The organism is Cupriavidus sp. TMH.W2 (assembly GCF_050847365.1).
Classification (GTDB): Bacteria; Pseudomonadota; Gammaproteobacteria; order Burkholderiales; family Burkholderiaceae; genus Cupriavidus.
The window spans coordinates 3,316,186-3,329,707 of the sequence record NZ_CP193792.1; the positions used below are offsets into that span (position 1 = coordinate 3,316,186).

At 61.5% G+C, this 13,522-nt stretch carries 14 protein-coding genes; 5 read left to right on the forward strand and 9 right to left on the reverse strand.

From position 1 onward, the window contains the following. Positions 1-915: 915 nt before the first annotated feature. The 7 genes from ACREYQ_RS15195 to ACREYQ_RS15225 all read right to left on the reverse strand — a co-directional run bounded on the left by ACREYQ_RS15195 (position 916) and on the right by ACREYQ_RS15225 (position 7,539). The gene (locus tag ACREYQ_RS15195) at positions 916-1,752 is read right to left on the reverse strand and encodes a LuxR C-terminal-related transcriptional regulator (protein ID WP_432258390.1); all 837 of its coding nucleotides are present in this window, start codon (positions 1,750-1,752) and stop codon (positions 916-918) included. Positions 1,753-2,418: 666 nt separating this feature from the next. Beyond that, positions 2,419-3,222 carry a 4-hydroxy-2-oxoheptanedioate aldolase gene (gene hpaI, locus ACREYQ_RS15200; RefSeq protein ID WP_432258391.1) on the reverse strand — a complete coding sequence of 268 codons (804 nt, stop codon included), beginning with the start codon at positions 3,220-3,222 and terminating at the stop codon, positions 2,419-2,421. Positions 3,223-3,230: 8 nt separating this feature from the next. Next, the gene (gene hpaH / locus ACREYQ_RS15205) at positions 3,231-4,034 is read right to left on the reverse strand and encodes a 2-oxo-hept-4-ene-1,7-dioate hydratase (RefSeq protein ID WP_432258392.1); all 804 of its coding nucleotides are present in this window, start codon (positions 4,032-4,034) and stop codon (positions 3,231-3,233) included. Between the two features lie 21 nt (positions 4,035-4,055). Then, positions 4,056-4,454: a 5-carboxymethyl-2-hydroxymuconate Delta-isomerase gene (locus ACREYQ_RS15210; protein WP_432258393.1), complete on the reverse strand. Its 399-nt coding sequence runs from the start codon at positions 4,452-4,454 to the stop codon at positions 4,056-4,058. Between the two features lie 94 nt (positions 4,455-4,548). Continuing rightward, positions 4,549-6,006 (reverse strand): 5-carboxymethyl-2-hydroxymuconate semialdehyde dehydrogenase, encoded by a 1,458-nt coding sequence (gene hpaE / locus ACREYQ_RS15215; RefSeq protein ID WP_432258394.1) that lies wholly within the window; start codon positions 6,004-6,006, stop codon positions 4,549-4,551. A gap of 16 nt (positions 6,007-6,022) precedes the next feature. Then, positions 6,023-6,781 (reverse strand): fumarylacetoacetate hydrolase family protein, encoded by a 759-nt coding sequence (locus ACREYQ_RS15220; protein ID WP_432258395.1) that lies wholly within the window; start codon positions 6,779-6,781, stop codon positions 6,023-6,025. Next, positions 6,778-7,539: a fumarylacetoacetate hydrolase family protein gene (locus tag ACREYQ_RS15225; protein ID WP_432258396.1), complete on the reverse strand. Its 762-nt coding sequence runs from the start codon at positions 7,537-7,539 to the stop codon at positions 6,778-6,780. Before ACREYQ_RS15225 ends, ACREYQ_RS15220 begins: the two co-directional genes overlap by 4 nt. A 176-nt stretch (positions 7,540-7,715) precedes the next feature. Between ACREYQ_RS15225 and hpaR the strand changes: the two genes are divergently transcribed. The 4 genes from hpaR to paaK all read left to right on the forward strand — a co-directional run bounded on the left by hpaR (position 7,716) and on the right by paaK (position 11,397). Continuing rightward, positions 7,716-8,123 (forward strand): homoprotocatechuate degradation operon regulator HpaR, encoded by a 408-nt coding sequence (gene hpaR / locus ACREYQ_RS15230; protein ID WP_432260425.1) that lies wholly within the window; start codon positions 7,716-7,718, stop codon positions 8,121-8,123. A gap of 606 nt (positions 8,124-8,729) precedes the next feature. After that, entirely contained in the window at positions 8,730-9,554 is an 825-nt protein-coding gene (gene paaG / locus ACREYQ_RS15235) for a 2-(1,2-epoxy-1,2-dihydrophenyl)acetyl-CoA isomerase PaaG (RefSeq protein WP_432258397.1), read from the forward strand. A 41-nt stretch (positions 9,555-9,595) separates the two neighbouring features. After that, on the forward strand, positions 9,596-10,048 hold the full coding sequence (gene paaI / locus ACREYQ_RS15240) for a hydroxyphenylacetyl-CoA thioesterase PaaI (RefSeq protein ID WP_432258398.1): 453 nt from the start codon (positions 9,596-9,598) through the stop codon (positions 10,046-10,048). Positions 10,049-10,092: 44 nt separating this feature from the next. Further along, positions 10,093-11,397 (forward strand): phenylacetate--CoA ligase PaaK, encoded by a 1,305-nt coding sequence (gene paaK / locus ACREYQ_RS15245; protein ID WP_432258399.1) that lies wholly within the window; start codon positions 10,093-10,095, stop codon positions 11,395-11,397. A gap of 257 nt (positions 11,398-11,654) precedes the next feature. Here the strand turns inward: paaK and mltA are convergent, their stop codons facing one another. Continuing rightward, positions 11,655-12,791 (reverse strand): murein transglycosylase A, encoded by a 1,137-nt coding sequence (gene mltA, locus ACREYQ_RS15250; RefSeq protein ID WP_432258400.1) that lies wholly within the window; start codon positions 12,789-12,791, stop codon positions 11,655-11,657. Between the two features lie 125 nt (positions 12,792-12,916). On the opposite strand from mltA, the gene ACREYQ_RS15255 reads away from it, so the two are divergent. After that, complete coding sequence (locus tag ACREYQ_RS15255; protein ID WP_432258401.1) at positions 12,917-13,132, forward strand: hypothetical protein; 216 nt, start codon at positions 12,917-12,919, stop codon at positions 13,130-13,132. 13 nt (positions 13,133-13,145) lie between these two features. Here ACREYQ_RS15255 and apaG read toward each other — a convergent pair whose 3' ends face one another. Next, entirely contained in the window at positions 13,146-13,520 is a 375-nt protein-coding gene (gene apaG, locus ACREYQ_RS15260; protein ID WP_012353991.1) for a Co2+/Mg2+ efflux protein ApaG, read from the reverse strand. Positions 13,521-13,522 lie beyond the last annotated feature (2 nt).

A 13,522-nucleotide genomic window follows, 5' to 3' on the forward strand; every position in this document is an offset into this window, starting at 1 on the left:
CTGGTGCAGGCAGCCGACATACACGCTCCAACAAACTCTCAGAGCGCGCGCATTACGATTGCGCCGCCGCCCGCTCGCTCTCCTCCTTGATCCGTTGCGAAACGAGCCACCGCAGATGGGACAGCGGGGCATCCGCCGCAATCGCTCGAAGCCGGAAAGCCGGATCGTCCCTCAGCACCTTCTGCTGCGTTTCGATGACGTCCTTGTCCTGACCGAAGCCTTTAAGGAAGTGGAGACCATTGAGCGCTTAGGGGCTTCTGGGCGCCACGTCACGCGATGCGAGTTCGTTCGCGGGCCCTCCAATGCAAATTTGGGTGATGATCAACTGAAGGTTATTGGTTTGACCGTTTTGGTATGTCACCTCCCATTGATGACAGGTAGCCCTTGATGAAAGTCAGTATCGAGAGCCGTTTTAAATGAAGTGGCAAATACCGATGACTTCGTGGCGCAACGTCGAAGGTCGACACATCTGTCACCTCGTAAATGCGAGAGAGCTGTGCTGAAGATTGTGCAGAGATAGCGCCGCTCCTGTGGGGAAGCCTTTGCCGCAGGCATGGCGGCGAAGGCGTCGGAAGCCGCGTTTGGACCTGTCAACAAAGGGCGGATACAATCGCGGATTGTTGATCCGGGCTTCCGTCCCGCAGACAGACTGAGATTGGCGTATCGAAATTTCGGTCGAGGCTAACGTTCCTCGCCCAATGACGGCGTAGTGGCGTAATAGCGTCCAATCCGGCAGCGTCACCTGGACGGACGCTGAGCGCGGTTCTCACTCCGAATGATTTCCTCACGGCTGCGCCACAGACCCAACTTAAGGGAGTCTGTGAGTGCCTAACTCTGGGACGACTCGGGCCATGCGGAATCGATGCAGCTATGATCGACACGAAGAGGAGTGTAGGGTCGATCAATCCAACGACGTCAGTCGAGGGTTGCCTGCGTACCAGCCTCGATCAGAAGCGTATGTAGCTCGCGAGTTGAATTGACCCCCAGTTTGGCGTGTGCGCGACGACTATAAGTAACAATAGTGTTGAGACTGAGATCAAGTTTGCGTGCAGTGTCCGCGAGCGTGAGACCACTTAACAGGCTAGCACACACCTCCCGCTCGCGCGCCGACAGGCCGGCGCTGCTCATCGCATCGAGCGACTCCCGCCACTCCGAGGCAGGCGTCACATGAGGAATCGACAGTCTTGCATGGGCCTCTGCATAAGCTAAAAACATCGACGCTACACCTGCCATCGCTTCGATGTCAGCCGCAGATAGCCGCCCCGTTCTTGTATCACGGTAACAGTTGAGAATCGTCGCAGTTCCATTCTGGTGACTACGTGACATCGACAGTCGGTCTTCAATCCCGACCTGCTCGTAACAGGCGAGCCGATAAGCTGTGTGTGAAATCTGATCACGCGTCCGGTATGTCACGCGCACCGTTCCTTTTTCCAGATCATTGGTCGTTGCGCCACTCGTAGCAGCGGCACTGCTGCCTCCAAATCCATCGTAGCAATGCATTTCGCTCATGTACCGAAGTGCAGCGCGCGCACCGTTGCTTTGCTGCACTCGGCTAGCGGTGGTGAGCATCCGCAATGTCCCTTGCGCCGATCTTATGAACACTGAGCAATGATCGACACGGACATACGCTTCCAGCGCATCGAGTAGCTGGCGACCAAACCGAGGCGTTCCAAGGGAGCGAGTCATGGCTTCGATCAATTCGACCGAAAGTCTTGCACCGCTTTCCGGAAAGCCGGAAGGGCTATTCCGCATTTGGGGTGTCTCCAAATCGTCCCTTGAGGGCACTTATAATTATTCCAGCCTACCGCAGCGACATCGGGTGGGTAAGGGATTCCTATCTAGATAGGCGGTCGGGAAAGATGCAAGTACGCACCATGGATGTCCGCGAAGACCCGTCGCCATATACCTTGTTAGCGGTCGAACTAATTGGGCAGATCGGCAGTGCACGTTACGTAGGGCAGTTGCGCGAATCGATTGCGGAAGTGATCAAATGTGCCCGCGCCAGTGTGCTGGCTTCTCGATTCACTCACACTCTGTTGATCGGAGTGGTCAGCCTAATATCGCACGCCTTGGCGTCAAAAGAGCGATTGCAGTCGAGAGCAATCGCTACTTCCTATACGGCCGTATCGAGGTATGCGGGTCTTCGATTACCCTCAGCCAATGCAATTGTATGTCACCAAGTGACCTGTGTCCAGTCCACTTGTGGTTCGAGTGAGTCCGGCTCGAACGGGTGTATGCCAACTGCCCTTCGCCCCCTCGGCCCCGGTCTCAAGCGCAGGCCGAAGTGTTAGCGATCGAGCATCGGCGCCGGGTCGGTAGCGTGCCATTGGCGGCCGGATCAAAGCAGCGTGGAACCGCTCACTGTGCGGGTTGCCGGCGCGTCGGCCGGCCACTGGCAGTCGGTATCTGTTCGCCGGTTCAGTAGCCGCCCCTGTCCGCGTTGACCTCAGATTCGGAACTCTTGTAGGACGCTGCTAGCTGCGCGGCTGCCTTGCTTAGCAGTCCGGTGTCCGTGCCCACTGCAACAAAGGTCGCACCGGCATCTATGTACTCCCGCGCGATCGCCCGGTCAGCCGCCAGCACGCCCGCTGCCTTGCCGAGCTTGCGGACAGTCGCGATGCCTTTGCAGACGGCGCTGCGGACCTCGGGCGCGCCGGGCTTCCCAAGCAATCCCATGGATGCGCTGAGATCCGCAGGACCGAAGAACACGCCGTCGACTCCCTCTATACCGGCAATTGCCCGAAGGTTGTCCATGCCTCTTACCGTTTCCACCTGCACTAGCACACACAACTCACGGGCGGCCGCTTCCAGGTAATCCGGTACGCGATTCCAGCGTGAAGCTCGAGCAAGTGCGCTGCCGACGCCGCGCACGCCTTCCGGCGGGTATCGGGTCGCAGCCACGGCTTCGCGAGCCTGTTCTGTCGTATCAATCATCGGCAGCAGCAACGTCTGCGCGCCGATGTCAAGCAACTGCTTGATGATGGCCGCGTCGCTTTTGACAGGGCGCACGACAGGATGCGACGCATATGCAGCGACCGCCTGCAACTGAGTCAGTGTGCTACGAACATCATTTGGCGCGTGCTCGTTGTCGATGAGCAACCAGTCAAAACCAGCTGTCGCGAGCACTTCAATCACGTACGGATCGGCGAGCGCTGCCCACAAACCGAACTGCAGCTCGCTTGTGGCGAGTTTGCGCTTGAAATCATTCTTGATGGATTTCATCAGTGAGCTCACACGAAATTGAACGCAATGCTACCAAGCGCACCATAGTCGACATGGAACGTATCCCCAGCACGTGCAGCGATCGGACTGGTGAACGAGCCGCTCAGTATTACGTCATTGATGTTCAGCCCCTCGTCATAGGGAGCGATCTTGTTCGCAAGCCATGCCACGCCTGTTGCAGGGTGATTCAGTACCGCAGCTGCAAGACCGCTCTCTTCCACGGCACCGTTCTTATACAGCAATGCACCAACCCAGCGGAGGTCGACATCCATTGGTCGTATCGGGCGTCCGCCTGTCACGATGGCCGCGTTCGCCGCGAAATCGGAGATTGTGTCGAAGACCTTACGCGGTGCCTTCGTCTCGCGATCGAACTGCTCAATACGTGCATCGATGATTTCAACGGCTGGCGTGACGTAAGCAGTCGCATCGAGCACGTCGAAGAGCGTTACTCCCGGGCCTTTCAAGGGCCTGCTCAGGATGAACGCAAGTTCCACCTCCACACGCGGTGCAATAAACCGTTCGGCTGGAATATCCTGCCCGCTCTCAATAAACATGCTGTCGAGCAACGGCGCGTAGTCCGGCTCGTTGATTTGCGACGAGCGCTGCATTGCGCGCGATGTTAAGCCAATTTTCCGGCCCTTGATCACGTGTCCCTCGTCTAGCTTGATCTTCAGCCATTCGCGCTGGATCGCGTAACCATCCTCGATAGTCATCTCGGGATAGGCAGCCGAGAAATGCCGTAGCTGCGTTCGGGTCTTCTCGGCGTGATCCAGTTTCGCAGCAAGCTCCCTAATGATGGTCTGCTCTAGCATGATGAATTTTCCTGTCACTACTTAGCGCTTCAGACGCGTGTGCAGATTATTGTGTTTCCAAGTACCAGCTTCACTGAATTCATTGATCTCCAGTGAGAGCGCCAGCCCCTGTTTCTCGAAGATGCCGGCGAAATGTTGTTTGATGATGTCGAAAAGCGCGTCGCCGGTTGCCTTCTTCACTGCTTCCGAGCGGCCCACAGCAATCTTCAGATTCGCATGTAGGAAGGCAGCATCCGTCTGGCCATCCGCAATGCAATACTCTTCGCAGCGCAACGCACGCACACGAATTCCGCCTAAGGGATAGACCGCCTTGTCGCCTTCTTTCTGTTCATGAAGCGATCTGGCGAGCTTGCGACAGAGTAGGGTCATACTGTCTTCATCAGACAGGCCCTCGCTGTATTCGAGCGTCAGATGTGGCATGTGTGACTCCGTTGATTACCTACTAAGCAGGCAGCGCGTCCTTGCCAGGATGCGTTGACTGCCTCCGTTCTAATCGAAGGGCTGGGCAGGAATCTCAAACGCCCCAGCGCGGAATGTGATGCGAACCCAGGGACACGCAGACGTTCTTCGGTTCGAGGAACACTTCATAGCTCCACGTACCGCCTTCTCGACCGACGCCCGACGCCTTTGCACCACCAAATGGCTGACGAAGGTCGCGCACGTTCTGACTGTTCACGAAACACATTCCCGCTTCGATTGCGGCCGACACGCGATGTGCGCGGCCAGTGCTCTCGGTCCATACGTAGCTGGAAAGGCCATACGAGATATCGTTGGCCAGCCGGATCGCTTCTGCCTCGTCGTCGAACGGAATCAGGCACGCGACGGGACCAAAGATCTCTTCCTGTGCAATACGCATGCGGTTGTCGACATCCACAAACACTGTCGGCATGACGAAATTTCCTTTCTTCAGACTATCCGGCAGTGATGGTGCATCGAGACCTCCGCACGCGAGTGTGGCACCTTCCTTCGGGCCGAGCTCGATATAGCTGCGGACCTTAGATAGATGTGCTTGGCTGATCATCGGGCCAATGATAGTCTTCTCGTCGAGTGGATCACCGACGGTCAGGCGCTTCGCCCGCTCGATGAAACGCTCCGCGAACTTCATGTAAATCGACTTCTGCACCAGGATGCGCGAACCCGCCGTGCAGCGCTCACCATTGTTCGAGAAGATCATGAACACCGCTGCGTCGAGGGCGCGCTCGACATCGGCATCGTCAAAGATCACGAATGGCGACTTGCCGCCGAGCTCCATCGAGAACTTTTTCAGACCAGCCGTTTGCACGATACGGTTGCCAGTGGCCGTCGAACCGGTGAACGAAACCGCGCGCACGTCAGGGTGTGCGACGAGCGGTTCTCCGGCATCCTTACCGTAGCCATGGACGACGTTGAGCACGCCGGCTGGAATGCCCGCTTCCAAAGCAAGCTGACCAAGCATGGACGCAGTAAGCGGCGACAGTTCGCTCATTTTCAGTACCGCCGTGTTGCCGAACGCCAGGCAAGGCGCGACTTTCCACGTCGCGGTCATGAACGGCACATTCCACGGCGAGATCAGCGCGCAAACACCGACGGGATGAAACAGCGTGTAATTCAGATGTGAATCGGTCGGGTACGTGTGGCCATCCACGCGTGTACACATCTCGGCGAAGTATGTGAAGTTATCTGCTGCGCGCGGAACAAGCTGCTTGCGAGTCTGCGAAATGGTCTGACCAGAATCGCGCGTCTCCGTGTCGGACAGCTCGGGCACGTTCTTCGTGATCAGTTCCCCAAGCTTGCGGACGAGCTTCGCGCGTTCCGGCGCGGGCTTCGCAGCCCATGCGGGAAACGCATCTTTTGCAGCGCGCACGGCTGCGTCGATGTCCTCCGCCGTTCCGCTCGCGACTTCGGCCAGCACTTCCTGCGTGGCCGGATTCACGGTTTCAAAGTACTCGCGGGCAGTGGCCGACTTTCCGTTGATCAGATGTTCGATTCGCATGACAGTTCCTGGATGATCAGTTGCGGTTGAATTCCGCATCTGAAGCGATAACGTTGACGAGACGACCGAGGCCGTCGATTTCGCATACAACCTCGTCGCCTGTATTCACATTGACGACCCCCTCAGGTGTGCCCGTCAGAATAATGTCGCCAGGCGCGAGCGTCATGAAGCTGCTCAGATACTCGATCAGCGCCGGAATATCGGTAACCAGATCGCGTGTGTTACCTTGCTGCTGCAGCGTACCGTTCACGTAGGTACGCAATCCGAGTTGCGTGACGTCAGTGATGTCTACCGCATCGACGAACCATGGACCGAGCACTGTGCCCCCATCGCGATTCTTCACGCGCAGATTGGGCCGGTAATAGTTTTCCAGGTAATCGCGAATTGCGTAGTCGTTTGCGATCGTGTAGCCGGCAACATAGTGCATCGCCTCGTCACGCTTTACTTCCTTCGCTGGCCTGCCGATCACCACCGCGAGCTCGCACTCGTAGTGCATGAACTTAACGTCAGACGGACGACGGGTAACGCCGCGATGGCCAATCACCGACCCTGGCCCTTTCAGAAAGACGAGTGGCTCCTCCTGCTTCGAAAACTGCAATTCTTTCGCGTGGTCCGCGTAATTGAGGCCGAGCGCGAAGATCGTGCCGGACTCGATAGGTGCCAGCCACACAACTTCGTCTTCCCGGCAGATACGTCCATCCGCTAGTTCTACGCCCCGCTCGTGCGGATAGGCCTCGTGAATTGCCCCCGCATATGCAACACGACCCCGCTTCATCGAACGTCTCCCTTCGCAATCGTCGAAAATTCCAGTGGTGCCCAATCATCAATTGCAATACTGACCCGGTCAGATGCATGTGCGATCGGTGCACCATGTGGCACACCAAGCGTCAGCAGATCGCCAGGTGCGAGCGTCATGAAGTCGGTGACATCCGCGATCAGTTGAGCAACGTTGCGGATCGTCGTGGCGGTGCTTGCCCGAAAGGTCTCCTTTCCCTCGATATTGATCAAGATATTCAGCGCGTCCGGATTAGCCACGTGCTGACGCCCTACAACTGCCGGCCCAATCACGCAGAATCCATCCAGCGCGCGAAAACGCACTGACGGTCGGTAAACGCTTTCGTGAGGAATGCAAAGATCCGCGACGATCGTGTAGCCAGCGACGAACTCGAGCGCTTTGTCCGCGCTCACCCGTGAGGCAGTGCGCCCGATCACGATGCCAAGTGAACCGCCGATCTGCACGCCCAACTCGCCATCCGGCACGGCGACCGTTGCTCCACGGCCCACTAGTGTGTTGCGCGGCTTCACGTACAACACAGGCGCCTTCGGGGGAGCCTTGTAAGGGGCTGCGTGAACGGCATCCCCGAGTGCCGCCAACGCGGCGGCGTCGTTCAGGAGAGTTCCGTAGATCGTTCCGCGCACAGGCGGACGGCAAGCCACATCATTGGAGAGCAACTCCCGTACTTCGCGCGCGCAGACATCACGCGCAAGAGGTTCCCCCTCAAGATGAATCACGTGGTCAATTGGTGCAAACATTGGCGATCGCTCCCTTGAAATCACTAACATGTTAGTATTATTTGGCTTGCTATGATCTGTTGTCAAGGATGTACCTGTGGACCACGGGTTTCCCCCAGTCGTCACAGACAGAACCTGTTTGCTCTAAACGTATGGACGCCAAGACGAGACAGGCGGTGTCACACCGCAACCTGCCGATGCTGCTTCTTCGGGCGCGGGAAAAAATGATGGAGCGCTTCCGACCGCTTCTTACTGCGCACGGATTGACCGAACAACAGTGGCGCGTGATCCGGGCGCTTCACGAGTACGGGCCAATAGAACCCCGCCAGATTTCGGACATCTGCACGATTTCCAGTCCGAGCATGGCAGGTGTCCTTGCCCGGATGGAAGCAATGCAACTCGTTACCAAGGAGCGGTTCCTCGACGATCAGCGGCGGGTTCGTGTTTCGCTAACTTCCGCCAGTATTGAACTCGTGGATGCCCTGAGTGGAGAATTGGAAGCTCAATACGCGGAGTTGGAGTCTCAGGTCGGTCGGGATGTTGTGAACTTGGTCTACAAGGCGGTCGATGCGCTCCTTGCAGGACTCGAAGGGGATTCTGCTTAAGGCTGCGCGCACGAGGTTTCCGTTGTACGGTCAGTTGCACGCGAAGGCTGTTCGCGCGCGGCGAGCATTATCGGGCCGGCCTGCATCTCGATCGGCAACTGGCACCGATGCTGTGCCGCGCTCGTGTCGGTCCGCACGCGACTAGATCCCTTCTGCCGCAGTCTTATCGGGCCCGTGAGCAGATCGACGAGTTCAAGCAGTTCCTGGCACCAAATCCTTGGCTTGCAGTGCGCCACAACGCCCAGTGACCGAATTAGGTTGCCTGGGTTCAAGGCGCTGCCTTGTGGGTGCTTCGCCTTCAGGTGCTCCTGGATTTCGCGATACCGAAGCCCTGATTCCAGATGCTTTCGGATGTGAGACCACCTAATCTTGGCTTTCCGGTGATGTGCACGTACTTACCCCAGGGGTTAGCCCTGACTCAATGGTAAGCATGGCCGACTTTGCTCTGACGATGGTGGCAATCCTCTGGACTTAGATGGCGCGCGACACCCGCAGCCAAAAATTAGTGCTAACATTTGCCGACCGACTGGTCGGTTTATTTAAGAGGCGCCGTCGCAAGCAGCCGCCGCGCCGACCGCAAGAACAGAATCCGGCAGGAGACAAACAATGCCCCCGATGTCCACCTCCGCTGGCCAGCCGGTCAGCATCGATGCCGGCCCGGTCTTGCTGCAATGGCAGGGCCCGGTGGCCGTGATCACCCTGAACCGCCCCGACAAGCTCAACAGCTTCACCCGCGCGATGCACCAGGCGCTGCAGGAGGCGCTCGACCACGTCGAGGCCGGCGGCGCGCGCGCGCTGCTGCTGACCGGCGCGGGCCGCGGCTTCTGCGCCGGCCAAGACCTGGCCGACCTGGATTTCACGCCCGGGCACATGACCGACCTGGGCGAGCTGATCGATACCTGGTTCAATCCGCTGATCCGCCGGCTGCAGGCCCTGCCGCTGCCGGTGGTGGCCGCGGTCAACGGCACCGCGGCCGGTGCCGGGGCCAACCTGGCGCTGGCCTGCGACATGGTGCTGGCGGCGCGCTCGGCCAGTTTTATCCAGGCCTTCGTCAAGATCGGGCTGGTGCCCGATTCGGGCGGCACCTGGCTGCTGCCGCAGCGCATCGGCATGGCGCGCGCGCTGGGCCTGGCCATGACCGGCGAGCGGCTGAGCGCCGAAAAGGCCGAGAAATGGGGCCTGGTCTGGGAGACCATGGACGACCCGCTGCTGCCGGAACAGGCGCTGGCGCTGGCCACGCACCTGGCCGGGCAACCAACCCGCGCGCTGGCCGCGATCAAACGCGCCATGTATGCCAGCGCCACCGCCACGCTGGACGCCCAGCTGGACCTGGAGCGCGACCTGCAGCGCGAGCTGGGCCAGTCCGCCGACTATGCGGAAGGGGTCAATGCCTTCCTCGAAAAGCGCGCGCCGCACTTCACCGGCAAATAAGCCGCGCGGGCCAGCCCCGCGCATATATATAGGAGACCAGCTTGAAACAGGACCCACAGGCCCTCGCCGAAGCGGCCGCGGCCGCCATGTATGAAGCCGACACCTGCAGCCGCTGGCTGGGCATCACGGTCGAGGCCGTGCGCCCCGGCTATGCGCGGCTGACCATGCCGGTGCGCAAGGAATTCCTCAACGGCCACGGCATCTGCCACGGCGGGCTGATGTTCACGCTGGCCGATTCCACTTTCGCTTTCGCCTGCAACAGCCATAACATCAACACCGTGGCGGCGGGCTGCAGCATCGAGTTCCTCAGGCCCGTGCACGGCGGCGACGTGCTGACCGCCGAGGCCACCGAGCAGGTCCTGTCCGGCCGGCACGGCATCTACGACATCCGCGTGACCAATGCCGCGGGCCAGGTGGTGGCGATGTTCCGCGGCAAGTCGGCGCAGATCAAGGGACACGTGGTGCCGCCGCCAGAAGCAACGGAAGTCGCCTGAACAACAATACGCTGACGACAAACGCCCCCCGTGCAGGAGACGACATGAGCACGCGCCTGACCGATCTGCCCCTGGATGCGATCGAGACCGCCAGCCGCGCCGAGCTGCAGGCCTTGCAGCTGGAGCGCCTGCGCTGGTCGCTCCACCACGCCTACGCCAATTCGCCGGTGTACCGCCGCAAGTTCGACGAGGCCGGCGTGCATCCGGACCAGCTGCGCTCGCTGGCCGACCTGGCGCGCTTTCCGTTCACCAGCAAGCAGGACCTGCGCGACAACTACCCGTTCGGCATGTTCGCCGTGCCGCAGGACCGCGTGGCGCGCATCCATGCCTCGTCCGGCACCACCGGCAAGCCCACCGTGGTCGGCTACACGCTCCAGGACATCGACAACTGGGCCACGGTGATGGCGCGCTCGATCCGCGCGTCGGGCGCGCGGCGCGGCGACAAGGTGCACATCAGCTACGGCTACGGCCTCTTCACCGGCGGCCTGGGCGCGCACTACGGCGTGGAAAAGGCCGGCCTGACCGCGATCCCGTTCGGCGGCGGCCAGACCGAGCGGCAGGTGCAGCTGATCATGGACTTCAAGCCCGAAGTGATCATGGTGACCCCCAGCTACATGCTGGCGATCGCCGACGAATTCGAGCGCCAGGGCATCGACCCGGCCAGCACCTCGCTGCGCGTGGGCATCTTCGGCGCGGAGCCGTGGACGCCGGAAATGCGGCTGGCGATCGAGAAGCGCATGGGCATCTCGGCGGTCGACATCTACGGCCTGTCGGAAGTCATGGGCCCGGGCGTGGCCAACGAATGCGCCGAGACCAAGGACGGCCCGACCATCTGGGAAGACCACTTCTACCCGGAGATCATCGATCCTGTTACCGGCGCAGTGCTGCCCGACGGCGAGTTCGGCGAACTGGTGTTCACCTCGCTGACCAAGGAGGCGATGCCGGTGGTGCGCTACCGTACCCGCGACCTGACCCGGCTGTTGCCAGGCACCGCGCGTGCGGCATTCCGCCGCATGGAGAAGGTCACCGGCCGGACCGACGACATGATGATCGTGCGCGGGGTCAACGTGTTCCCGTCGCAGATCGAGGAACTGATCCTCAGGCACGCCGAGCTGGCGCCGCACTACCAGTGCGTGCTGAGCAAGGACGGCCACATGGACACGCTGACAGTGCGCGTGGAATGCGCCCACGGCAACGAGCCGGCGCTGGCGCAAGGCGCGCGCGAGCGGCTGGCGCACGAGATCAAGGCCTATATCGGCGTCACCGCCGGCATCGAGGTGATGCCAGAGGGCGGCATCGAGCGCTCGGTGGGCAAGGCGCGGCGCATCGTCGACCAGCGGCCACGCTGAGGTGTGGCGCGACAAGAGTAATGCCGTTCAGTTAAGGTCTCAAGCCCTACCGTCATTCCCGCGCAGGCGGGAATCCAGCGTCTTTCACGTCCCCTTCGGGGATGAAGTCACTGGGTTCCCGCCTGCGCGGGAACGACAGTCGCTAACTGAACAGCATTAGAGCAACAAGAGCGTTCGTTCACCAACGAGCTTTAAGCGCAAGCCACCGCCCCTGGTGAACGCTCTCCTCTCCCGCAAGCGGGAGGGGAGCAAACCCGTCAGCTGCGCGGCATCAGCACCCACATGCGGCCGCCCTGCTTCATGCGGCCCGCGGTCTCGCCGGCGGCGTCGCCGGCGCCCCAGAAGAAGTCCGCGCGCACCCCGCCCTTGATGGCGCTGCCGGTGTCCTGCGCGAACATCAGCCGCTGGATCGGCTCGGTCGACAGCGGGCGCGTGGTCGACAAGAACACCGGCACCCCCAGCGGGATGGTGGCCGGGTCGACCGCGATCGAGCGCTCCGCGGTCAGCGGCACGCCCAGCGCGCCCACCGGGCCGTCGTTGTTGGGCGGCAGCTCGCGGAAGAAGACAAAGCGCGGGTTGATGTTGAGCATCTCCTCGATGCGGCCCGGGTTGGCGCGCGCCCAGGCCTTGATGCCCTGCATGGTGGCCTGCGCCGGCGTGATCTCGCCGCGGTCCAGCAGCCACTTGCCGAACGAGCGGAACGGCTGGTCGTTGGTGCCGCCAAAGCCCACCCGCATCATGCTGCCGTCGGCCATGCGGATGCGGCCCGAGCCCTGGATCTGCAGGAAGGCGGCCTCGACCGCGTCATCCACCCAGACCAGCTCGCTGCCGCGCATGGCCGGGTTCTGCAGCAGCTCGGCGCGCGCCGGCAGCGCGCGGTTGGCGAGTTGCGCGGGCTTGCGGTACAGCGGCACCTGGTACTGGCCCTGGCGCGTGCGCGAGCCGTGCAGGATCGGCTCGTAGTAGCCGGTGATCAGGCCGCTGTCGCTGCCATCGCCATTGACCACGCGGAACGGCTGGAAGTTGCTTTCGAAGTAGGCGCGCATGGCGTTGACGTCGCCGGCGTCGACCATCATGCCGACGGCGCAGGCACGGCTCCATTCGGCGCGCTTCTTCAGCGCCTGGCAGCTCTGCTGCAGCGCGGGCCAGGCGGCGCGCACGTCGTCCTGGGCCCAGCCGCCGATCTCGCCCCAGCTGGCGGCCTGCAGCCGGCCCTTCTGCGACGACGCCGACGGCGGCGCGGTGCCGGACGGGCCGGTCTCGATGCGCGGCGGCGGGCCGCTCATGCAGCCGGCCAGCAGCACCGCCGCGCCGGCCAGCGCGAGCCAGCCGCGCATGCGGCGCGGGTGCGAAGGGGAAACCGGGGAAATCAGGGAAGCGTCCGCGTATGCCATCTTGCTATTGTTCAAAGTCCTGGAAGGCGCAGCTTGCAGGGCCGCACTCACCTGGAATGCCCCTACAATCCCACCGTCATCCTTCAACCACCGCCTGCGCCCCAGCGGGCTGCGCCACATCCGCCATGAGCAAGTTCTTCGAAGCCCATCCCATGCTGCTGTTCGCCCTGGAAGCCGGCGTGGCGCTGTTCCTGCTGATCTTTATCGTGGTCTGGACCATGGGCACGGCAAAAAAGAACCCGCGTCCCACGCGCGCACCGTCCGACCACCCGTCGCGCCAACCGGCGCAGGGCGCCGCGCAAGCGCCGCCGCAGGATCAGGACAGCGCGCCGCGCCAGTAGGTTCCCCGCACGTTCAGTGCAGCATGCGCGGCAGCACCAGCGCGAATTCGGGGATCGGCACCTCGAAGCGGTGGCCGTCCTCGGCCACGCAGAAGTATTCGCCCTTCATCGAACCCACCGGGGTCGAGATCGTGGCCCAGCTGGTGTACTCGAAATGCTCGCCCGGCTTGAGCAGCGGCTGATGGCCGACCACGCCCAGGCCCGCCACTTCCTGCGTGCCGTTGTCGCTGTCGGTGATGATCCAGTGGCGCGAGATCAGCTGTGCCGCGACCTCCCCGGTATTGTGGATGGTGATGGTGTAGGCGAAGGCATGGCGCCCGCGCTCAGGGTCTGACTGGTCCGGCAGGTACTGGGTGCGTACCGAGACGGAAAAAGCGTATTCGCTCATCG